Genomic DNA, 21,786 nt, shown 5'->3' with positions numbered 1-21,786 from the left:
TAAACCATCAGTCTCGGGGATGGTTTGGTGAATATAGCTAGCCTGAACGAAAGAAGCCGCGTCTGGCGGCTCGTGGCCCTGCATATCTGGCACCGTACCCTGAAATGGATGCATGGCGGACCTTTCTTCCGCCTGCAGCCGTTTTCGTCTGTGCCCTCGCGCCTGCTGATCGCTCCGCAGGATTTGCGCACTGCGGACGAGACAAACGCTGCCGACATCTACGGCGGCCGATTCCTGTTTTCCGGGCATCTCGTTGAAACGCAGGGACGGTCTCCGTTCGAGATGAACGCCGTTCACGAGGATTGGCAACGCGAGCTGCACGGTTTCGGCTGGCTGCGGGACCTGAGGGCCGCCGACAGTCAGATCGCGCGGCAGAATGCGCGTGTCCTGGTCGAAGACTGGATGAAATACAGCGGCCGGCGGCATCCGATCGGTTGGGAGGCGCCGGTCGTGACCCAGCGGATCATCTCCTGGCTGGCCCATTCGCCCTTCATTCTGCAGGATGGTGATCACGAGTTTTACCGGCGGTTCGTCAAATCGCTTGCAAGACAGGTGCGTTACCTGCGTCAGACGATTAACGAGACCGAGGACGGGGTGGTCCGGCTGCGGGCTGCCATGGCCATCGCGTCCGCCTGTATCTCCATGGCGGGCCAGGGCCGGTTTGCGCGCCAGAGCTTCCGGCGCCTCGATCACGAGCTGACGCGGCAGATCCTGCCCGACGGCGGACATGTTTCGCGCAATCCGCGCGCGCTGATCGACATTCTGGCGGATCTTCTGCCGCTTCGGCAGGCGTTCGTCGCACAGGGGCTGGAGATGCCGCAGGCGATGCTTCAGTCCGTGGATCGCATGATGCCAATGCTCCGCTTCTTTCGTCACGGCGACGGTGCGCTGGGCCATTTCAACGGCATGGGGTCGACGCCGAGCGATCTCGTGGCGACGATCCTTGCCTATGACGATGCACGCGGTGCCCCGCCCCTGAACGCGCCGCACTCGGGTTACCAGAGGCTGAGCGGGGGCAGCTCGGTCGTTCTGATGGACACGGGACCCGTTCCCGCACTCTCGGTCTCCGGCGATGCACATGCGGGGTGCCTGTCGTTCGAGTTTTCCTCGGGCAATAACAGGCTCGTGGTGAATTGCGGTGTATCGCCTCGGTCCAATCCGCTCTGGCGAAAGGTCAGCCGGTCGACTGCGGCCCACTCGACCCTGACCATCGAGGACACCTCCTCTTGCCGGTTCCTGTCGGAAAAGCCATTCGGAAAGATGCTCGGCTCTCCGATCCTCTCCGGTCCGTCCTACGTCCCCCTCGAGCGGGAAGACGACATGGCCGGAAGCCGCATCACCGCCTCTCATGACGGCTATGAATCGGATTTCAACGTCTTCCACGAGCGCGATTTGCGTCTTTCGGGAGACGGGACCGTCCTTGACGGCATCGACACCGTGAGAGCGCTCGGGTCGATCGACGCCGAGCACCGCTACGCGCTGCGGTTTCATCTCTATCCCGGGCTCAGGACCTCCATGTTGCGGGGCGGCTCCGCTGTCCTCATGGTCTGCCGGGACGGTGAGGCCTGGGAGTTCGAAGCCCCGGGAAGCGAGTTGTCGCTGGAGGAAAGCATCTATCTTTCCGATGTCTACGGCCACCGGAAGACCGACCAGATCGTCGTCACAGGGTCGCTGCTCGAAAAACCGGCGGTCGGCTGGCAATTCAGAAAAACAGCGACCGCCAAGCTGAGCCGCCGCGGCACCAGCGAATTCGACGAACCGGACGAGTTGCCGCTGGAAGAATAAGCGCGCTTCGCAGCGCCTGCGGACCTTCCGATTTTGCCGAAGACATGTTAGGGCGTCGTCGAACCCCCCGATCGTCCCCTTCTGCGAGGCAAATTCATGGCCATTGTGTCCAAAGCCGTTCCCGTTCCCGAGCTTGTGCCCGTCAAGCGTGCCCTCCTGTCCGTTTTCGACAAGACCGGTCTTGTCGAGTTCGCGCGCGCGCTTTGCGAACGTGGCGTCGAGCTTGTTTCGACGGGCGGGTCCTACAAGGCCCTGGCGGATGCAGGACTGGCGGTCATGGACATTTCCGAGGTGACCGGCTTTCCCGAAATCATGGACGGGCGCGTGAAGACGCTGCATCCGAATGTCCATGGCGGGCTGCTGTCGATCCGGGACGATCAGGACCATCAGGCGGCGATGGCGGATCACGGCATCGTCGGGATCGATCTCTTCTGCGGCAATCTCTATCCCTTTGAAGACGTCGTCGCCTCGGGTGCGGACTATGCCACAGGGATCGAGAACATCGATATCGGCGGGCCGGCCATGACCCGCGCCGCCGCCAAGAACCATGCCTACGTCACCGTGGTGACTGACCCGTCCGACTATGACGGCGTGATCGCGGAACTGGATGCCAATCAGGGGCAGTCACCGATCGGCCTGCGCAAGCGGCTCGCACTCAAGGCGTTTGCGCGCACGGCGGCCTACGACGCGGCGGTTTCCAACTGGATGGCAGACCAGCTCGGAGAAACGACGCCTGCGCATCGGGCGGTCGGCGGGGCGCTTGCCGAGGTCATGCGCTACGGTGAAAACCCGCACCAGACGGCCGGCTTCTACAAGACCGGGGAAAACCGGCCCGGCGTTGCCACTGCACGACAGATCCAGGGAAAGACGCTTTCCTACAACAACATCAACGACACCGACGCCGCGTTCGAGCTGGTCAGCGAGTTCGATCCGGAACGAACGAGCGCGGTTGCGATCATCAAGCATGCCAATCCGTGCGGCGTTGCGGAAGGCGCAAGCCTCAGGGACGCTTACGAAAAAGCGCTGCGCTGCGATCCCGTGTCCGCGTTCGGCGGGATTGTCGCGCTCAACCAAACACTCGATGCACAAGCAGCAGAAGAGATCGTCAAGGTGTTTACCGAGGTGATCATCGCACCCGATGCCGACGAGGCTGCGCGGGAGATCATTGCCGCCAAGAAGAACCTGCGGCTTCTGGTGACCGGCGGCCTGGCGGATGCGCGCGCGCAAGGCCTGTTCGTCAAGTCGGTCGCAGGCGGTCTCCTGGTGCAGTCGCGCGACAACGGCGTGGTCGACGACCTGGATCTCAAGGTGGTGACCAAGCGCGCACCGAGCGACCAGGAGCTTGCCGACCTGAAATTCGCTTTCCGGGTCGCCAAGCACGTGAAGTCGAACGCGATCGTCTATGCCCGCGGCGGCGCCACCGTGGGCGTCGGCGCCGGTCAGATGAGCCGGGTGGATTCAGCGCGCATCGCCGCGCGCAAGGCTCTGGACGCGACGGAGGCCGCAGGGTCGAGCGAGCCGCTGACCAAGGGCTGCGTGGTTGCGTCCGACGCCTTCTTCCCGTTCGCGGACGGCCTCTTGTCCGCAGCCGAGGCGGGCGCGACGGCCGTCATCCAGCCTGGCGGTTCCATGCGAGACGACGATGTGATCGCGGCCGCGGACGAGGCCGGACTTGCGATGGTGCTCACGGGTATGCGTCACTTCCGCCACTGATCAAGAGCACTCTGCCGCGTCCTGAAATGGACCGTTGCCGCGCGCCGGAGACTTATCCGGCGCGTTTTTCCTGCACGCTGAGCATCAAGGCAAAGCCGACCGCGAAGAACACGAGCACCACCGACATGCCGCCGGCCTGGCTGCCCGAAAGGGCCGTGACGATGCCGACGGCAAGCGGCGCAAGGAAACTGGTGACCTTTCCGGACAGCGCCAACAGACCAAAATACTGCGTCATGTGCTGTTTCGGCGCGAGGCGGATCAGAAGGCTGCGCGAGGAGGCCTGCAGCGGACCGGACACGGCGCCGATGACCGCGCCGAGGCCGATGAACATCTGTTCCGGCAGGGAGGCGAATTGCGCGCCCGCCGGAGCCTCCTGGGTCTTGATGAAAAACAGGACCGTCGTCCTGTCGATGGAAATCATGCCCAGTCCGCAGATCATCAGAACGACAAGTGAAACGAGGATCACCGGTTTCGCGCCGAACCTGTCATCGAGATGACCGGCCAGCAGAAGACCGGCGATCCCGGTGATGATCACGATGATGCCGAAGACGCCGATTTCGATCGAACCCCAGCCGAGCTGACCGGCGGAATAGATCCCGCCAAAGGCGAAAAGGGCGACCAGGCCGTCCTTGAAAATCATGTTGGCAATCAGGAACTGGAAGATGTTCCGGTTTGTCCTTGCCTGGGCGAGGCTGGCTGCGAGCTCCGACAGGCCCTCGCGCACGGCTGTCGCGATTTTCCGCCGTGCGGGCGTGTCCGGCACGAAGAGGAACATCGGCACCACGAAAACGACATACCACAGCGCGGAAAAGGGGCCGGTGACCCTGTCGCCTTCCTGTGTTGCCGGATCAAGGCCGAGAACGGGACTGATGCCGGCCAGCGTCTTGCCGGTCTCCGCGTTGGCGGAAAACAGCAACAGGGCGATTGCCAGTGTGATGAGCGCACTGACATAGCCCATGGCCCAGCCGAAGCTCGACAGCCTGCCGACCCTCTCATGGGGGACGAGCGACGGCATCATCGCGTTGTTGAAGACGGTGGCCACCTCGATGCAGAGCGTGCCGATCGCGAAGGCGACGAGCGCTATGGCGACGCTGTTGCTTCCGCCCGGCGCGGCATACCAGAACATCCAGCAGCAGATGACGAAGGGGATGGAAAACAGGAAGATCCAGAGTTTGCGCTGGCCGGTCGCATCGGCCACCGACCCCAGGATCGGTGCCAGCAAGGCGATGCCGAGACCGGCCGTTGCCGTTGCAAACCCCCAGAGCGATTGACCTTCCTCGGGTGTCGCCGCCAGAACGGACGCGAAATAGGGGGAAAAGACGAATGTCGTGATCAGGGTGAAGAACGGTTGCGCCGCCCAGTCGAACAGCGCCCAGGACCAGATGGCGCGGCGATCCGTGTTGTCCGGAAAGTCAGTGGAAACATCCGTCACGTGACGTCCTTCTTCGATTGCAAAGACCGGCAGAAAGACTGCCGGCCCCGAGTTTACAACGTCACCTTGCCGACCGTTATGCAGACCCGCAGATTTCAGCCAGCAGGCCGGCCGCAACCGTGAACTTGGACACGCTCAAGCCGCCATCCAGGATCTCGTTGACCGCGCCGTGCCGGCTTTCCGCTTCACCGGCATGCTCTGCCAGCCAGTTGGCGAAACTTCCGGCCCTGATGGCGGCGCTTGCAAGGTCGCGATGGGCAGAGAACAGGATCGCGCGTGCCCGGTCGAGTGCAAGGCCGTCATAGTAGTCGCGGACTTCCAGTCCGCTGGCCAGTTCGTGCATGTTGCCGATCTTGAAGTGATGCGCGACCTGGTAATAAGCCTCCGCCGCCGTTTCGAGATCGGCGCCGGTTTCCTCCGACACGATGACGATGTCGGGGATCGCCTGTTCCGCGATCAGCCAGGCAATGCGCCGGGCGAGCGAGGCGGGAACGCCCTTCTCCTCGTATTCGGCAGCGCGCGCATTGAGAAGCTCTGCCGGTTCCTCCGGCAGAAGGCTTTCCAGGCGCTCGCGCAGGTCGGCGATGCCGTTTCTGAACCGGTCGACGACCGCCGACAGGCCCTTGTCGAAATGGACGTTGCGCTTGAACCAGACCACCCGTTCCAGAAGCAACGATTGAACCTCGGTGTAAAGATCGAGCTGCAAGCCGCCGTCGATCTTCGTATCGAGCGCGTCGATTTCCGTATTGAGGTCGGTGAGGTCGAAACTGTTGCGCACCGCGACAAACCCCTGGGCGATTTCCGTCGGTGTCGCGCCCGTCTGATCCATCAGCCGGGTGAGGAAGGTTGCGCCGCCCCGGTTGATCATGGAATTGGCCAGCATGGTCGCAATGATCTCGCGGCGCAGGCGATGGCCGTTGATCTCGTCCTCGTAGGCGGCTGCCATCTGCTCGGGAAAATAGCGGAACAGTTCCCGCGCGAGATAGGCGTCATCGGGCACGGAGCTGTCCAGGAGCGCGTCGTAGAGGGTGATCTTGGCATAGGCCAGAAGGACGCCCAGTTCGGCCCGCGTGAGGAGTTGTCCGGCCTTTCGCATTTCGCGCAAGGTGGCCTCGTCGGGAAGCTGCTCGACGACGCGGTCGAGCAGATCCGCCTGTTCGAGCTGGCGCATCATGCGGACCTGGAAGCCGAAATCCTCGAGGCCACGCAGCTGCGTCATCGAAATGGCAAGTGTCTGCAGGTAGTTGTTCCGCAGAACCAGGTCGGCGACTTCGTCCGTCATGTCGGCGAGCAGCGTGTTCCGCTCCTCGACGTTCAGTTTTCCCGACTTCACCGCTGCTCCGAGGGCGATCTTGATATTGACTTCCATATCGGAGGAATTCACCCCGGCGGAATTGTCGATCGCGTCGGAATTGCACCGGCCGCCGTTCTTGTTGAACTCGATGCGGGCCAGTTGGGTGAGGCCCAGGTTCGCCCCCTCGCCGATGACCTTCGCGCCGACATCCGGCGCCGTGATCCGGATCGGGTCATTGGCCCTGTCGCCGGCATCCGCGTCGGTCTCCGTCGTTGCACGGATATAGGTGCCGATGCCGCCGAACCACAGCAGGTCGACATTCATCTTCAGGATCGCCGTCATGACTTCCTGGGGGGTCGCCGCGGCCTTTTCGAGGCCGAGCAGCGCCTGGATCTCAGGGCTCAACGGGATCGACTTCAGCTGACGGGAGAAGATGCCGCCGCCCTTGGAAATCAGATCGGTGTTGTAGTCGTTCCAGGACGACCGGCCGAGATCGAACATGCGCTTGCGTTCGTCCCAGGTCCTTGCCGGGTCCGGGTCCGGATCGATGAAGATGTCCCGGTGGTCGAACGCGGCAACCAGTTTGGTCGCCTTGGACAGGAGCATGCCGTTGCCGAACACGTCGCCGGACATATCGCCGACGCCGGCCGCCGTGAACGGTTCGGTCTGGATGTCCCGGTTCATCTCGCGGAAGTGGCGCTTGACGGCCTCCCAGGCACCGCGCGCGGTGATGCCCATTTTCTTGTGGTCATAGCCGGCGGAGCCGCCGGAGGCGAAGGCGTCACCGAGCCAGAAATGGCGGCCTTCCGAAATGCCGTTCGCGGTATCGGAGAACGTTGCGGTTCCCTTGTCGGCGGCGACAACCAGGTAGGGATCGTCGACGTCGAAACGCTGTACCCGTTCCGGCGGCAGGATCCTGTCTTCATCCAGATTGTCCGTTACATCCAGAAGGGCGTTGATGAAGATCTTGTAGCTTTCCGTGCCCTCCTTGAACCAGGCATCCCGATCGGTGATCGAGGGGAGCTGTTTTGGCACGAAACCGCCCTTGGCGCCGACCGGAACGATCACCGCGTTCTTGACCTGCTGGGCCTTGACCAGCCCCAGCACCTCGGTGCGGAAATCCTGTGGACGGTCGGACCAGCGCAGGCCGCCGCGCGCGACCATGCCGAAGCGCAGGTGGACGCCCTCGACGCGGGGGCTGTAGACGAAAATCTCGCGGAAGGGCCGCGGCTGCGGCAGATCGTCGATCTGGCGGCTGTCGATCTTGAACGCGAATGTCGGCTTGGGCTGGCCGTCTGTGTCCAGCTGGTAGAAGTTGGTCCGCAAGACCGATCCGATGGCGTTCTGGAACCGGCGCAGGATGCGGTCGTCATCGAGGCTGGAAACGTCTTCCAGATCCTCGCCCAGTTCGCCGGCAAGGCGATCGGAGCCAAGTTCCCGGTCCTTTTCGGTCACATCCGGATTGAAGCGGAGGTGGAACAGTTCCACCAGCTTCGCCGTAATCGCCGGATAGTTGTTCAAGGTGCTCCACATGTAGTCTTCCGAAAACGGGATGCCCGCCTGTCGCAGGTATTTCGACAGCGCCCGAACGACGGCAACGTCCCGCCAGGCGAGGTCCGCAGTCAGGACGAGACGGTTGTAGCCGTCGTTTTCCGCGCGGCCCATCCAGATCGCCATGAACATGCTTTCGAGCCGGGTCTGGAGCTCCTCCGGAAGATCGAAGTCTTCCCCGGAGTGGCTCTCGAGGGTCATTTCGTGCAGGTACGACATCGGCGTGTCGGCCGGTGTGACCCGGTAGGTCCGCTCGTTGATCACCTTGAAGCCCATGTTTTCCAGAAGTGGCACACGGGCGGAAAGCGGGATCGGCGAACCGCAGTGGTACACTTTCAGCGACAGGCGGTTGCCGCTCGATCCGGCCGGACGGTGGAACGTGATCGTCGTATCGTCCAGTTCGCTCAGCGTTTCCAGTTTCACGATGTCGGAAAGCGCGGACTGGGCGTTGTAGACCTCCTTGTAGCCGCCGTGGAAAGACAGCGCGTAACGCTCGGCCAGCTGGCGTGCCTGGACCGGCGGAAATTCCTTGTTCAGGGCGTCCTTGACGTTGTCCGACCAGGTGCGGACCATATCGGCGACGGCGGTCTCCAGTTCTTCCTGTTCCGGTTTCGGCGTTTCGCCGGTGTCGCGGCCGATAATGTAGTGGACCCGTGCCAGCGGGCCTTCCAGGTAGGTGACATACCAGGCCGACAGACGGCCTTCGTAGATGGATGCCAGATAGGTTCCGATATTGATCCTGACCTCGGTCGAGTACCGGTCGCGCGGGACGAACACCAGGATCGAGACGTAGCGGTCGAACTTGTCCGGACGCGACAGCACACGGATGCGCGGGCGCTCGTCGAGCTGCAGGATGGCAATGGCGAAATCGTAAAGGCGCTCGCGTTCGATCTGGAACAGTTCGTCGCGCGGAAAGGCTTCGAGCACGTTGCGGAGTGCGCGCCCCGAGTGACTTTCAGAGCCATAGCCGGCGCGCGCCAGAACGCTGGCAACCTTGCGGCGCAGGAAGGGGATGGTGCTGGTCGGCTCGGTATAGGCGGTCGAGGCAAACAGGCCGACAATGCGCAGCTCCCCCGTCAGCCGGCCGTCATCGTCATAGATCTTGGCGCCGACATAGTCCATGTGCACGCGCCGGTGCACCGTGCTGCGTACATTGGCCTTGGCAATGATGAGCGGTTCGGGGTTCTTCAGGAACTCGCGGATTTCGGGCGTGATCTGGACATATTCGGAGCCGCGCCTGAGAACGCGGACGTCGGGATCCGTCAGCAGTCCGAGACCGGTGCCTTCGGACGGGGAGAGTTCGCCCTCGTCGACGCCGCCCTCGAACTTGTATTCCCGCATTCCGAGGAAAATGAAGTTGTTCTTCTCCATCCACTCCAGAAAGTGGATGGCTTCCCAGAGATCGTCGCTGCTGCCGGGGATCTGCGTGGTCTTAAACGTGTCGATCGCTTCGGCGAGGCGCTCCTGCATCGGTTTGAAGTCGTCGACAACCGACCTGACGGAGGTCAGCACGGCGTCGAGCCTCGCCAGCAAGGCGTCGCGGGCTTCATCCGAATCGATCCGGGTCACGTGGATATGTATGAAACTTTCCTGGCGATCCTTGCGCTTGGGCGGCTTCTTCCGGGCGACCGAAGACAGCAGTTTTCCGCTTTCGTCGCGCTCAACAATGAAGATCGGGTGGAGGACAAGATGAACGTCGAGCTTGCTGTTCTGCAGCTCGTCCATGACCGAATCAACCAGGAACGGCATGTTGTCGTTGACGATCTCGATGATCGTCAGGCTGTCGATCTTGGGATTCTTGTTCTGTGTCGAGGGGTTGGTGATGCTGACGCGATGGGTGCCGAGCTCGTGGTCCTGAAAATCCTGCCAGGCGCTCCGGGCAAAGCCGTTCAGTTCCTCGGCGGTGTAGGCAACCAGATCCTCGGCGGCGGCCCGGTCATAGAAGGCGGCCGCAAACTCCGCCAGGGCGGGACTTTCCTGGTTCAGACCAGCATGAACTGCGTCGATGAGTTTTTGTTTCTCGACGTCATGTTTGTCCGGCATTTCATACCCCCTAGGCGATCTTAGTTGTGGCTCTGCCGCATGATATGATTTTGTATTGCTGCGACATAAAAGTTTTCATGACGGGAGAGGCAAATTGTCAAGTAAAGTCACGGCCTTGCTAATCGATTCAAACGAACCTTTGAACGAAAAAACCAGGGCCTATTTCCAATTGTGCGAGGAGAAGCTCGGACTGATCCCCAATGTGCTCAAGGCCTATTCCTTTGATGACACGAAACTGCGCGCCTTCACCGACATGTACAACGATCTCATGCTGGCGGATTGTGGACTCACCAAACTTGAGAGAGAGATGATTGCCGTTGCGGTATCCGCCGTCAACAGCTGTTTCTATTGCCTGACCGCTCATGGCGCGGCTGTTCGCGAGCTGTCCGGCGATCCGGTGCTCGGTGAGCTGATGGTCATGAACTACCGTGTTGCCGATCTGAGCGACCGGCAGCGCGCCATGCTCGACTTTGCGGTCAAACTCACCGAACGGCCTGCCGAAATTCTGGAGAGCGACCGGCAGGCCCTGCGAGATGCGGGTTTCAGCGACCGGGATATCTGGGACATCGCGTCCGTGGCCGCCTTCTTCAACATGAGCAACCGGGTCGCGGCGGCAACCGACATGCGGCCGAATGATGAGTATCACTCAAGGGCCCGTTGAAATCTGGTCGCGCCGACAATCGGTGACAAGACGGCCGATTGGGTGTATGACGCTCTCGATTTTACTGAAGTCGAGGAGAGGAGCGGGTCATGGCCGCGCGCGTGTTCATAGATGGTGAAGCCGGTACGACGGGTCTGCAGATCCGCGAGCGCCTCGCCATGCGCCGCGATCTGGAGCTGATTTCAATTCCCGATGAGAGCCGCAAAGACCCGGCGGCGCGCGCCGATTTCCTCAACAAGGCGGATGTTGCCATCCTGTGCCTGCCGGATGCGGCTGCCCGCGAAAGCGTTGCCCTGATCGAGAACGACACGACCCGCGTGATCGACGCGTCCAGCGCACACCGGGTTGCCGATGGCTGGGCCTACGGGTTTGCGGAGATGGAACCAGGCCAGGCGGATGTCATTGCCGGCGCCATGCGCGTAACCAATCCGGGCTGCTGGCCCCAGGGCCTGATTGCATCGGTTCGCCCGCTTGTTGCCGCGGAACTGCTGCCGGCCGATTTTCCGCTGACCTACCATGGCGTTTCGGGATATTCCGGCGGCGGCAAGGGAATGATTGCCGACTATGAAGGACAGGGCACGAGTGCGAATGTCCACGCGCCCTACGGTCTTGGTTTCAATCACAAGCACCTGCCGGAAATGACGGCCTACGGGCTGCTCGCTTCGGCGCCGCTGTTCACGCCTGCGGTCGGCAACTATTACAAGGGCATGCTGACCGTTGTTCCCTTGAACCTGGCCGGTCTTGACCGGATCCCGACCGGGGCAGAGCTGCATGCCGTGCTCGCCGATCACTTCGCCGGCGCCGCCAACGGGTTTGTCGAGGTGGCCCCGCTGGAGGCACTCGAGCGGGCCGATTTCCTGGATCCGCAGGCCGTTAACGACACCAATCTGCTGCGTCTGCATGTCTTTGCAAACGATGCGCGCGCGCAGGCGGCCATTATCGCGGTCTACGACAATCTCGGCAAAGGGGCGTCCGGAGCGGCGGTCCAGAACCTCAACTTGATGCTCGGTGTCGATCAGACCACAAGCCTCGCGGCCTGAGCCCGAAACACGGCGGCCGCGACCGGCTGATTCTTCAGGAGAAAGAACATTGGAAAAATTTGAAACCCTGACCGGTGTCGCGGCGCCCATGCCGATCGTGAACATCGACACCGACATGATCATTCCGAAGCAGTTCCTGAAAACGATCAAGCGGACCGGCCTCGGCACCGCCCTGTTTCACGAAATGCGGACCAATGACGACGGCTCCGAGAATGTCGATTTCGTTCTGAACAAGGCGGCGTATCGCGACGCGAAGATCCTGATCGCCGGCGACAATTTCGGCTGCGGTTCGTCGCGCGAACATGCGCCCTGGGCCCTGCTGGATTTCGGCATCCGCTGCGTCGTCTCGACGTCCTTCGCCGACATCTTCTACAACAACTGCTTCAAGAACGGCATTCTGCCGATCGAAGTGTCCGAAGACGAGCTGGAGACGCTGCTGCATGCGGCGGAGCGCGGCGCAAACTTCACCCTGACGATCGACCTGGAAAACCAGGAAATCCGGGGCCTTGAAAGCGGCGACATCGCCTTCAAGATCGACCATTTCCGCAAACACTGCCTCATCAACGGTCTCGACGATATCGGCCTGACCATGGCGAAGTCCGAACAGATCGACACATTTGAAGGCAAGTTGGGCGAAAGCCGTCCCTGGGTGTAACCCATCGCGTCGGCTGACGCCCCCGAAATGACCCGGGCAACCGGATCAAGACCGAAACAGCCCTGCTGCCCGTCACCGGGCGCAGGGCTTTTTCGTTTTTGCAGGCGTTTGACTTCTTGGGGTCATGACCGGTGCGCGCGAAACACCGCGCCTCAGGAGCCGGCGAAGTCCGTGACCGTCTGTTTCAGGGTTTCCCAGTCGGTGAACTCGCGCATCTCCTGAAGGTCTTCATTGAGATGTCCCGCCAGGTCGCCTTCCAGCAGGGCCGATTTCTGGAACCAGTCATAATTGCCGGGCTTCACCGCCCCGGCGATCAGGATGGTCTGGGCCGGTTTCCAGTGCGTTGCCTCAAGAAAGGTGCTGACATATCCGCGGGCCTCGTCGAGCGTATCGGGAAATGCGGCCGCGAGGCTGACGGAGACAAGAAGGCCGGGCATCTGGTTCAACCGCTCCCTGTTTGCAAAGGCAAACAGTTCGAGATCCGGCTGGTGTTTGCCCGAGTGCACGGAGCCTGCGGCAATCACCTTGTCGTAGTCGGTGACCGTCAGTCCTCCGGACAGATCGCTCACATTGTGAAACCGAACCTCGTGACCTTCTTCGGTCAAGGCCGCGGCCATGAACCTGGCAATCTTGTCGGTTTGTCCTTCAGTGGTTGCATAGGCAATCAGAACGTTCACGCGTGCCCCCATCTGCTTGCATTCGATAGGGTCACGCTAGCACACGGCGGTTGTCCGTTCCGTCCGCAATTCCACGTGTTTTTCCGCACCTGATTGCGTCAAATTGACCTGCTTCTGCGACTCGGGTCGACGGGATCTGTGCTGGGTGGTGCGCTGTAACGGGGTGTTGTCGGGCAAAAATTTGCGTAACGTTTGCCGGAAATCTGCAAGCAAAACGATAGAGCAAGTCGCATGCAACTTAGCTCGATGGGGCAGTGTTCCGATTTATGCTTGATTTTTTTCTGCCTTGTCGCCCTATCTGAATCCTATTCCGGGAAAATTGCTTACTAGCATCATGCGATGGGTCAAACTAAGCTTAAGACGTTCAAATGATTCCAAGTTAGCACTTATCTAATCTCTTGGTGCTCCATTGATTGTGTGTTCATTCGAGGCCCACACGTGATACCTGCGCAAATACTGGACCAGATTACCGACAAGTGCACCGAAGGCCTGGCACTTGCGCTGGCTTGCGACGAAGACGGCGCCATCATGGAGCTTCAATGGTGCAACAGCGCCTTCACCCGGATCACCGGCTACGGGTTCGATGAGATTGTCGGCCAGCGCGGGACGATCCTGATCGGGTCGAGCATGGACCAGGGCGATCACCTGATCATCATCGAGAAGCTGATGAACTGGGAGCATTTCTCCGTGAAGGTGCGCAACAATCGACGCAACGGGGAACAGTACTGGCAGAAGATGAGCTGGGTGCCTCTTTCAGACGCTCAAACCGGCAATCGCTGGTGGCTCTGCTCCCTGGTGGAACTGGAAGACCAACCTCGCGAAACAGCGCGGCGCAGACCCTATCCCGCGGTGGAACCGGACCAGGCGCAATTCGCGGACTTCGCCGAAAAGATCAAGCGGCTCGAAAAGGAAAATGCGCGGCTGCACGAACTTGCAAAGATCGTCGCGAAGGAGTCGAACGAGGATGCGCTGACCGGGCTCTCCAACCGGCGGCACTTTGAAATCGAGCTGAAGTCCTGGATATCGGATCTCAAGCAGGGTGGCCGGGATTTTGCCGTCTTCTACATCGACCTGGATCGCTTCAAATCCGTGAACGACACCCTGGGCCATGATGCCGGAGACCGGTTGCTGATCTCGGTTGCCGGCATGCTGCGCCGGCTGACAGACGGGAGGGATCTTGTTGCACGTCTCGGCGGAGATGAATTCGTCGTCCTGAGACCGCTTGGCGACAGTGCCCTCAACATCAGCGGCCTGGCCGACGCGATCGTCCAGGAGATGCACGCCCCCTTCGCATTCGAGGGAAAGTCGACCTTCTGCAGCGCAAGCGTCGGGGTTGCCATCGCGAATGCTAGAATGGAGATCCCGGAGCAGGTTGTCGCGGACGCGGATATCGCGCTCTATCACGCGAAGTCGCAAGGCAAGGGCAGGTGGTCCTTCTTCACCGAGGAAATGCATGCCGAGGCAATCGCGACCAAGCGGCTCGTGTCGGACCTCCTTGTTGCATGCGAGAAACGTGAATTCGTACCGCATTTCCAACCCCTGATCGACGCTGCCACCGGCAGGATCGCGAGCGCCGAAGTGCTCGTCAGGTGGGCGCATCCCAGGCTCGGTCTTCTGCCGCCCTCTGCGTTTCTGGAGACTGCGGCAAGCATGGGCATCCTGAAGCGGATCGACGAAATCACCTTTGCGGCGCTTCCGGACATCCTGGCTTCCTTCGACAAGGCAGGCGTCGAGCTGCCACGCCTTTCGATCAACATTTCGGCCGGGCGGCTCGCGGACCCGACCTTCATTCACGACATCAAGAGTTCCGGAATGGATCCGCAGAGACTGACCATCGAGATCCTGGAGTCGGTCTACCTGGAACGGATCGGCGATGTCGTTCAGTGGACGCTCGGCGAACTCAGGGCGCTGGGCGTGACGATCGCGCTCGACGATTTCGGAACGGGCCATGCGTCCGTTCAGGGCCTTTTGAAAATCAAGCCCGCGGTGCTGAAGATCGACCGCCAGTTCATCCAGCCGATCGTTGAGGACGAGACCGCCCGTGCTCTGGTCGCGTCCATCATCGGCATCGGCAAGAGCCTCGGAATGAGCATCGTCGCCGAAGGCGTCGAAACGGAAAATCACGCGCAGTTCGCGAGTGCCATGGGATGCGACTACCTGCAAGGCTTTCATTTCGGCAAACCGATGTGCGCGGACGATCTGCAGCAACGCCTGGCCGAAACGGGGGGCGCCTTCTGGCATCCCGGAACCGAACACGCCGGGTTGGGACGCATCCAGCGGTTCTCCTGAAGCTCCGGATTTGCAGGTGGAACGTGTCGGCCCTGAAGGTGACAGGCCGGGCCGGTGCAGCGCGACTGATGGTCATCAATACGCGATTCGTCCGGACGTCGGCAGCTCCACAAGCGCGCAAGCGGAGAGGCGTATGGCTTTGTGGAACTGCCGGTCCGGTTTCAGTTCACGGTCAATCGCGTTCCATCGAACTGATTGGCGAATCTGCGCTTCGGCTCGGCATCGTCCGCCAGCGGGTTCTGTCCCTTGGCATAGGCCTTGCCGGTGAAGCTGCCGGACACGCTTTCAAAACGGCCGTCCTTCTCCCTGGAAAAACTGATGTCGTAGACCATCTGGGTCGCGCCGTTGCTGTCGCTCTCGCGCGCAGGGTCGTTGAAGTCGATAATCGCGGCGCGGGCGCTGTCGGGACCTGTCATCTCCCAGGTTCCGAGGCCGGAGGTATAGCCGCGGACCTGCTGGCCCTGGCTGACGAGGCTGACGGAGCCGCCGGGATTGAGTGCGAGAAGCCGCTGGCTCTCATTGGGCTGCACCAGAAGGTAGGTTCCCTCCATGGCAGTGGTGTCGTTGTTTGCGGCGAACGCCACCGGGGCAGCAGTCAATGCACCTGCCAGGACGGCAGCTGGAAGCAGGGATTTCATCATTTCAGTCATCTCCTCTCTCATCGGAAACGCTCTTCGTGAGCGGTTGATCAGGAGGTGGGAACGAAATGTGGCGGCGAACCGGCGGCAACCTTAAACTTTGGCAACGTCGCGGGAGCTTGGGATCAGGAGAGGTCACTCCCCCTTGGCATCATCCCTGAGGCGCCGTTCGGCGTTGAGCTGTTCGAGTTCCGCCATCTTGTCGCCGATCGGGCGCAGGGCTGCAATCGTGGCGCGGTACTTGAGTGAATGCTGTTCGAAGAGCCGGCGGGCGAGTTCGGGATATTCCTGGATCATGCGCTTGAAGAGCGCGCGCCGGATGCGGATGATGCTGACCGTCCCGACCGCATCGGCGCGGCACGGCCGCCTGCTTTCCGTCAGGAGCGCCGTCTGGCCGATGAGCGTGCCCGCGCTGACCCTGTCGACTTCCTCGAAGCTGTCTTCTTTCTTCTTCAGAAGAACAACCGTTCCGCTTGTGATCACAAGCCCGCCGTCAGCGCGCTCGTTCTCTTCGAAGAGGCGCTGCCCGTCGTGATAATCCATGCTCTCGGCACTGAAGGCGAGCAGGCGCAGCTGATCGTCCTGGAAATCCGAGAGCATCGGGATTTGTCTGAGAATCGCAATGTCTTGGGCAAGGCTCATGCCCAAGATTTACGCTGAATAGCGGTCAGGGCACAAGCTTATATCCACCGGCTTCTGTCACCAGAAGCTCGGCATTCGACGGATCCCGCTCGATTTTCTGCCTGAGGCGGTAAATATGGGTTTCCAGCGTGTGTGTCGTGACACCGGAATTGTATCCCCACACTTCATGCAGGAGGACATCGCGGGTGACCGGTTTTTCGCCGGCACGATAGAGAAACTTCAAAATTGAGGTTTCCTTCTCGGTCAGCCTCACCTTGCTGCCGGCGTCGTCCTGCATCACCTTTGCTGCCGGACGGAAGGAGTAGCGGCCGATCGCGAAGGTCGCGTCTTCACTCTGCTCGTGCTGACGCAGATGGGCGCGCACGCGGGCCAGCAGGACCGCGAACTTGAAAGGCTTGGTGACGTAGTCATTCGCGCCGGCTTCAAGACCCAGAATAGTGTCGCTGTCGCCGTCATGACCCGTCAGCATGATGATGGGTGCCTTGAACCCGTTCTTGCGCAGGAGCTTGACGGCTTCCCGGCCATCAATGTCCGGAAGACCGACATCCATCAGCAGCAGGTCGACATGTTCGTCCTTGGCAAGCCCGATACCGGATGTCGCCGAATCCGCCTGGATGGTTTCGAACTCATCGTAGAGGGAGAGCTGTTCGACGAGCGCTTCGCGCAGTTCGGTATCATCATCGACAATCAAGATCGTGCGGGCGGTCATGGGTGCGGTCCTCGCCAAGTGTCTTCAATTGATCACGCCAACTTGTGCAAACGTCACATGCGTGTTCCTGCCTCTATGTGCGCGGGAAATAGTCGCCGCACAAGCAGGCATTCGTCAATTCTTCTTCACGCGGGGTTTAGGTCTGGTTTATCAATATCTTCAATCGGCATTTGCGGGGCGGGAACCCAGATCATGCTTAATTCGGGCAAACCGGCGGAAACACTGGAAGTCAGACCCCTGGCGCGTGACCGGACCAGGGGAATAATCCGGCTCGGTCCGATCACGGTTCCGTGTGCCCTCGGGAGGTCGGGTGTGATCGCCCGCAAGAAAGAAGGCGACGGTGCAACGCCGCTGGGCTGCTTCGAGCTCCTGCATGTCTTCTACCGGCCCGACAGGGGACGTCCGCCGAAAACAGTGCTGCCCGTCGAGCCGATCACAATTGATGCCGGCTGGTGCGACGATCCCGGGCACCGTCTCTACAACCGTCCCGTAAAACTGCCCTTTGCGGCAAGTCACGAAAAAATGTGGCGCGACGACCGGCTTTACGATGTCGTCGTGGTGCTTGACTGCAACATGTATCCGGCCGTCAGGGGGCGTGGCAGCGCGATCTTCTTTCACATTGCGCGCGAGAGCTACACACCCACGGAAGGATGCGTGGCGGTCTCGCCCGCGCATATGCGCCTGTTGCTCGAACGCGCCGCGCCCGGGTCGTGCATGACAATCACGCGGTAGAGGGTCCGGGGCGCGTGCGCTCCTTCGGGTTCACTCTGCCGCCGTCTGCGGCCGGTACACCGTGAACGAGCCGCGGGTGACAACGCGTGTCCGCCGGCCCTCGTCATTGGTCCAGTCGGCCGTGCGGACATGGAACGCGTGCTGCTGTACGCTGAAGCTGCCGCCGATATTGCATTCCAGGAAGGTCGCGAGACCGTTGGCGTCGATGCTGACAAGGATCGCGGTGTGTCTCGGTGTGCCGCGTTCGGCGAACTCGTCGTAACCACTGCCGTCCGGATTATCGACCGAGACGTCGACACGAAAGCTGGTGAACTGGAAGACATCACCCGGCCTGGCACCATGCAGCTGTTCGATTTCCCGTCCCCATTCATAGGTTGACGAGGGTTTGTGAAAATCGAGCGCGCTGAAGCCATTGTCGACCAGTGTCCAGCATTGGCCGTCGCCCTCCTGCCGCCCGAGGCGGTCGCGTGCGAAGCTGATGAGCCGTTGGGCTTCCTGTTCCGTGACATCGCGCATTTCAAACGTCCTTCAATTGCAGCCCTGACGACGCGCATTCTCCGACGAAAAGCGCCAAATTGCTGTAATTGGGATCACAATCAGGACGCCGCCGGGTCTTTTTGGCGTACCGGACGAACGCCCGGTCTGCTATTGATGACGCAGGGACAACGGACGGATACGCAAGCCATGCGCTGGAAAGGCCGCCGCGGTAGCAGCAATATCGATGACAGGCGGGGCAGGAGCGGCGGCCCGCGCCTGCGCATGCCCCGTGGACGGCGCGCGCGCACCGGCGGCGGCATCGGACTGACCGGGCTCATCATCGTGGCCGGGGTTGCCTGGCTCATGGGCATCAATCCGCTGACCGTGCTCAGCCAGCTCGACGGCGGCGGATCCTATTCGCCCGATTTTCAGTCGCAGGCGCCGCAATCGGCGGCGAACGACGAGACCGCGCAGTTCGTTTCCGTCATCCTCGCGGATACGGAAGATACGTGGAGTGCCATCTTCTCCGATCTCGGTGGTGACTATCCGGAGCCGACGCTGGTTCTGTTTTCCGGATCGGTTTCGTCCGCGTGCGGCTATGCCAGCGCCGCGACCGGGCCATTCTACTGCGCGGCGGATGACAAGCTCTATATCGACCTGTCCTTCTACAAGCAGCTTGCCGACCAGCTGAATGCACCCGGCGATTTCGCGCAGGCTTATGTGCTGGCGCATGAAGTCGGCCATCACATTCAGAACGTTCTCGGCATTCTGCCGGAGTTTCACAAGATCCGGCGCACGCTCAGCAAGACGGAGGCGAACGCCCTGTCGGTCCGGGTGGAATTGCAGGCGGACTGCTTTGCCGGGATCTGGGCGCACTATGCCGCGCGCCAGCGCGGTTTTGTGGAGGCAGGCGACATTGACGAGGCGCTCAACGCGGCCAGCCGGATCGGCGACGATACCCTGCAACTCGAGGCGCAGGGTTACGTCGTGCCGGAAAGCTTCAACCACGGCACCTCCGAGCAACGGGCAAGGTGGTTCAGGAAGGGATTCGAAGCCGGCGCGATCGACGCCTGCGACACGTTCAAGGCCGCGCAGCTTTAGAATCGTTTAGTGATGCCGACCCCGGCGCCGGACGCATGGCAGGTCTGAAGCGGCCGCACACTGGTAATTTGCCGTGTTTTCCGCCATATAAGGCGCCAGATCGCAAAAAACCGATCCGTTTTTCAAGAACCTGAAAGAAGTGCACCTCGTATGGCGTCTGAGATCAGACCCTTTTTGAAGATGAATGGCCTGGGCAACGACTTTGTTGTCTGGGACGCGCGCGCGGAGCCGTTGAGGCTTTCCGGCGACGTGATTGCCAGGCTCGGTGACCGGGAAAACGGCATCGGATTCGACCAGATGATCACCGTTGAACGGTCATCGCTCGGTGTCGACGCCTTCATGCGCATCCATAACCAGGATGGTGGTGAGGTCTCGGCCTGCGGCAACGCGACCCGCTGCATCGGACGCCTCTTGATGGAAGAGGTCGGAAAGGATCTCGTGACCATCGAGACGAGCGCCGGGCTTCTGCATGCCTTCGACAGCCCGGGACCGCGCAACGTGACGGTGGACATGGGCGCGCCACGGCTCGGCTGGGAAGAGATCCCGCTCGCCGAGGAGTTTGCGGATACGCGTGCCATCGAATTGCAGATCGGACCGATCGACGATCCCGTTCTGCATACACCAGCCGCCGTCAACATGGGCAATCCCCATGCGATCTTCTGGGTCGATGACGTTGAAGCTTACGAACTTGAGCGGTTCGGGCCCCTGCTCGAACATCACCCGATCTTTCCCGAAGGGGCCAACATTTCACTCGCGCATGTGTTCGATGAGAACCAGATCCGCCTGAAAGTGTGGGAGCGCGGTGTCGGCCTGACGCTGGCGTGCGGGACGGCTGCCTGTGCGGTCGGTGTCGCCGCGGCCCGCGACAGCAAGACCGGCCGCAAGACGACGGTTCATCTTCCGGGCGGTCCGATCGGCATCGAATGGCGCGAGAGCGATAATCACGTGCTCATGACCGGATTGACGGAGGTGGAGTTCGAGGGCGAGGTCGATCTGGACACGCTCGAGTGGCGCAAGACCGGATCCGGGGACGCAATCGAGGCCGGAGAGGCTTCATGAGCATCGATGTGGTGACATTCGGCTGCCGGCTCAATTCCTACGAGTCGGAGGTGATGAAGCGCGAGGCGGAGGCTGCCGGGCTCAAGGACGCGATCCTGATCAATACCTGCGCCGTCACCAATGAAGCCGTTCGCCAGGCGCGCCAGGCCGTGCGCAAGGCAAAGCGCGACAATCCCGGCGCGAGGGTGATCGTGACCGGTTGCGCAGCGCAGACGGAAACCGAGACCTTTTCCTCCATGGAAGAGGTGGACCTCGTTCTCGGCAACACGGAAAAGCTTGAACGCAAGTCTTACCAGGACGTAGTTGCCTTCGGCATTTCGGACAGCGAAAAAGTCCGCGTCAACGACATCATGAGCGTCGAGGAAACGGCCGGACACCTGATTGACGGCCTGACGGGGCGCGCCCGCGCCTTCGTACAGGTCCAGAACGGCTGCGATCATCGCTGCACCTTCTGCATCATTCCCTATGGCCGCGGAAACTCACGTTCGGTGCCGATGGGTGTCGTCGTCGACCAGATCAAGCGGCTTGTCGACAACGGCTACAACGAAATCGTTCTGACCGGCGTCGACATCACGTCCTACGGCGCGGACCTGCCCGGTGCGCCGAAACTCGGGACGCTGACGGCCAAGATCCTGAAAATGGTGCCGGAGCTGAAGCGCCTGCGCCTGTCGTCGATCGATTCCATCGAGGCGGACGCGGACCTGATGAAGGTGATCGCGGACGACGTCCGGCTGATGCCGCATTTTCATCTGTCGCTGCAGGCCGGGGATGATCTCATCCTGAAGCGGATGAAGCGCCGGCACCTTCGCGCCGACACGATCCGCTTTTGCGAAGAGGTCAGGCGGATGCGGCCCGACGTGGTCTTCGGCGCGGACATCATCGCCGGTTTCCCGACCGAAACCGAGGATATGTTCGGAAATTCGCTCCGCATAGTCGATGAGTGCGGACTCACCCATCTGCACGTTTTCCCGTTTTCACCGAGGCCCGGCACACCGGCTGCGCGGATGCCGCAGCTCGATCGCAGCATCGTCAAGGAGCGCGGTGCGCGTCTGCGGGCGAAGGGCGAAGACGTGCTGCTCTGTCATCTGAAGAGTGAAATCGGCAAGGTGCGTCCCGTCCTGATCGAAAAGGAAGGCCTTGGCCGGACCGAACAGTTCACGCAGGTGGAACTCGCAGGCGGACAGGCCGGTGATATTGTCGAAACCCGAATTATCGGTCATACCGGACGGCATCTGCTGGGCGAAGCCCTTTCGAAGGCCGCGTGACCTGCGGACAGCATTCGGTTTCA

17 protein-coding genes are annotated in these 21,786 nt (G+C 61.3%); 10 read left to right on the top strand and 7 right to left on the bottom strand.

What is annotated here, in order from left to right; translation table 11 throughout:
• Positions 1-108: 108 nt before the first annotated feature.
• Together ACO07N_RS07105 and purH are read left to right on the top strand one after the other, a co-directional pair.
• A complete protein-coding gene (locus ACO07N_RS07105) occupies positions 109-1,785 on the top strand; it encodes a heparinase II/III family protein (protein WP_421984392.1) in 1,677 nt (558 codons plus the stop codon).
• A 96-nt stretch (positions 1,786-1,881) separates the two neighbouring features.
• The gene (purH, locus tag ACO07N_RS07100) at positions 1,882-3,498 is read left to right on the top strand and encodes a bifunctional phosphoribosylaminoimidazolecarboxamide formyltransferase/IMP cyclohydrolase (RefSeq protein WP_421980348.1); all 1,617 of its coding nucleotides are present in this window, start codon (positions 1,882-1,884) and stop codon (positions 3,496-3,498) included.
• A 52-nt stretch (positions 3,499-3,550) separates the two neighbouring features.
• Here purH and ACO07N_RS07095 read toward each other — a convergent pair whose 3' ends face one another.
• Positions 3,551-4,930 carry an MFS transporter gene (locus ACO07N_RS07095; RefSeq protein WP_421980347.1) on the bottom strand — a complete coding sequence of 460 codons (1,380 nt, stop codon included), beginning with the start codon at positions 4,928-4,930 and terminating at the stop codon, positions 3,551-3,553.
• A gap of 76 nt (positions 4,931-5,006) precedes the next feature.
• A complete protein-coding gene (locus tag ACO07N_RS07090; protein WP_421980346.1) occupies positions 5,007-9,818 on the bottom strand; it encodes an NAD-glutamate dehydrogenase in 4,812 nt (1,603 codons plus the stop codon).
• 94 nt (positions 9,819-9,912) lie between these two features.
• Here ACO07N_RS07090 and ACO07N_RS07085 point away from each other — a divergent pair, with 94 nt between their 5' ends.
• From ACO07N_RS07085 to leuD, 3 genes are all read left to right on the top strand, one after another.
• Positions 9,913-10,479, top strand: coding sequence for a peroxidase-related enzyme (locus ACO07N_RS07085; RefSeq protein WP_421980345.1), 567 nt, complete (start codon positions 9,913-9,915; stop codon positions 10,477-10,479).
• Between the two features lie 89 nt (positions 10,480-10,568).
• Positions 10,569-11,519 (top strand): N-acetyl-gamma-glutamyl-phosphate reductase, encoded by a 951-nt coding sequence (gene argC, locus ACO07N_RS07080; RefSeq protein WP_421980344.1) that lies wholly within the window; start codon positions 10,569-10,571, stop codon positions 11,517-11,519.
• A gap of 49 nt (positions 11,520-11,568) precedes the next feature.
• Entirely contained in the window at positions 11,569-12,174 is a 606-nt protein-coding gene (gene leuD / locus ACO07N_RS07075) for a 3-isopropylmalate dehydratase small subunit (RefSeq protein WP_421980343.1), read from the top strand.
• 152 nt (positions 12,175-12,326) lie between these two features.
• Here leuD and ACO07N_RS07070 read toward each other — a convergent pair whose 3' ends face one another.
• Positions 12,327-12,851: a flavodoxin domain-containing protein gene (locus tag ACO07N_RS07070; protein ID WP_421980342.1), complete on the bottom strand. Its 525-nt coding sequence runs from the start codon at positions 12,849-12,851 to the stop codon at positions 12,327-12,329.
• A 438-nt stretch (positions 12,852-13,289) separates the two neighbouring features.
• Here ACO07N_RS07070 and ACO07N_RS07065 point away from each other — a divergent pair, with 438 nt between their 5' ends.
• Positions 13,290-15,140: an EAL domain-containing protein gene (locus ACO07N_RS07065; protein ID WP_421980341.1), complete on the top strand. Its 1,851-nt coding sequence runs from the start codon at positions 13,290-13,292 to the stop codon at positions 15,138-15,140.
• 161 nt (positions 15,141-15,301) lie between these two features.
• Here the strand turns inward: ACO07N_RS07065 and ACO07N_RS07060 are convergent, their stop codons facing one another.
• From ACO07N_RS07060 to ACO07N_RS07050, 3 genes are all read right to left on the bottom strand, one after another.
• Positions 15,302-15,781, bottom strand: coding sequence for a hypothetical protein (locus ACO07N_RS07060; RefSeq protein WP_421980340.1), 480 nt, complete (start codon positions 15,779-15,781; stop codon positions 15,302-15,304).
• A 132-nt stretch (positions 15,782-15,913) separates the two neighbouring features.
• Entirely contained in the window at positions 15,914-16,420 is a 507-nt protein-coding gene (locus ACO07N_RS07055; RefSeq protein WP_421980339.1) for a Crp/Fnr family transcriptional regulator, read from the bottom strand.
• A 25-nt stretch (positions 16,421-16,445) separates the two neighbouring features.
• Positions 16,446-17,129 (bottom strand): response regulator transcription factor, encoded by a 684-nt coding sequence (locus ACO07N_RS07050; protein WP_299477884.1) that lies wholly within the window; start codon positions 17,127-17,129, stop codon positions 16,446-16,448.
• Positions 17,130-17,321: 192 nt separating this feature from the next.
• Here ACO07N_RS07050 and ACO07N_RS07045 point away from each other — a divergent pair, with 192 nt between their 5' ends.
• Positions 17,322-17,861, top strand: a complete 540-nt coding sequence (locus ACO07N_RS07045; protein WP_421980338.1) for a L,D-transpeptidase family protein — start codon at positions 17,322-17,324, stop codon at positions 17,859-17,861.
• Between the two features lie 30 nt (positions 17,862-17,891).
• On the opposite strand, the gene ACO07N_RS07040 is transcribed toward ACO07N_RS07045, so the two are convergent.
• Positions 17,892-18,377 (bottom strand): hypothetical protein, encoded by a 486-nt coding sequence (locus tag ACO07N_RS07040; RefSeq protein WP_421980337.1) that lies wholly within the window; start codon positions 18,375-18,377, stop codon positions 17,892-17,894.
• 168 nt (positions 18,378-18,545) lie between these two features.
• Here ACO07N_RS07040 and ACO07N_RS07035 point away from each other — a divergent pair, with 168 nt between their 5' ends.
• From ACO07N_RS07035 to mtaB, 3 genes are all read left to right on the top strand, one after another.
• On the top strand, positions 18,546-19,439 hold the full coding sequence (locus tag ACO07N_RS07035) for a neutral zinc metallopeptidase (RefSeq protein WP_421980336.1): 894 nt from the start codon (positions 18,546-18,548) through the stop codon (positions 19,437-19,439).
• Between the two features lie 150 nt (positions 19,440-19,589).
• Positions 19,590-20,498, top strand: a complete 909-nt coding sequence (gene dapF / locus ACO07N_RS07030; RefSeq protein ID WP_421980335.1) for a diaminopimelate epimerase — start codon at positions 19,590-19,592, stop codon at positions 20,496-20,498.
• Complete coding sequence (gene mtaB / locus ACO07N_RS07025; RefSeq protein WP_421980334.1) at positions 20,495-21,763, top strand: tRNA (N(6)-L-threonylcarbamoyladenosine(37)-C(2))-methylthiotransferase MtaB; 1,269 nt, start codon at positions 20,495-20,497, stop codon at positions 21,761-21,763. The genes dapF and mtaB overlap by 4 nt, the downstream gene beginning before the upstream one ends.
• Positions 21,764-21,786 lie beyond the last annotated feature (23 nt).

The sequence above is a fragment of the Roseibium sp. genome, assembly GCF_965229775.1.
GTDB lineage: Bacteria > Pseudomonadota > Alphaproteobacteria > Rhizobiales > Stappiaceae > Roseibium.
This window is presented reverse-complemented; position numbering and strand designations above follow the sequence as displayed.

What these genes read in the sequence shown, in the direction of transcription:
- ACO07N_RS07040 (WP_421980337.1), bottom strand. Translation starts at nt 18,377, where the DNA reads ATGCGCGATGTCACGGAACAGGAAGCCCAACGGCTCATCAGCTTCGCA.
- ACO07N_RS07105 (WP_421984392.1), top strand. Translation starts at nt 109, where the DNA reads ATGCATGGCGGACCTTTCTTCCGCCTGCAGCCGTTTTCGTCTGTGCCC.
- ACO07N_RS07055 (WP_421980339.1), bottom strand. Translation starts at nt 16,420, where the DNA reads ATGAGCCTTGCCCAAGACATTGCGATTCTCAGACAAATCCCGATGCTC.
- ACO07N_RS07060 (WP_421980340.1), bottom strand. Translation starts at nt 15,781, where the DNA reads ATGATGAAATCCCTGCTTCCAGCTGCCGTCCTGGCAGGTGCATTGACT.
- ACO07N_RS07035 (WP_421980336.1), top strand. Translation starts at nt 18,546, where the DNA reads ATGCGCTGGAAAGGCCGCCGCGGTAGCAGCAATATCGATGACAGGCGG.
- mtaB (WP_421980334.1), top strand. Translation starts at nt 20,495, where the DNA reads ATGAGCATCGATGTGGTGACATTCGGCTGCCGGCTCAATTCCTACGAG.
- dapF (WP_421980335.1), top strand. Translation starts at nt 19,590, where the DNA reads ATGGCGTCTGAGATCAGACCCTTTTTGAAGATGAATGGCCTGGGCAAC.
- ACO07N_RS07050 (WP_299477884.1), bottom strand. Translation starts at nt 17,129, where the DNA reads ATGACCGCCCGCACGATCTTGATTGTCGATGATGATACCGAACTGCGC.
- purH (WP_421980348.1), top strand. Translation starts at nt 1,882, where the DNA reads ATGGCCATTGTGTCCAAAGCCGTTCCCGTTCCCGAGCTTGTGCCCGTC.
- ACO07N_RS07090 (WP_421980346.1), bottom strand. Translation starts at nt 9,818, where the DNA reads ATGCCGGACAAACATGACGTCGAGAAACAAAAACTCATCGACGCAGTT.
- ACO07N_RS07045 (WP_421980338.1), top strand. Translation starts at nt 17,322, where the DNA reads ATGCTTAATTCGGGCAAACCGGCGGAAACACTGGAAGTCAGACCCCTG.
- argC (WP_421980344.1), top strand. Translation starts at nt 10,569, where the DNA reads ATGGCCGCGCGCGTGTTCATAGATGGTGAAGCCGGTACGACGGGTCTG.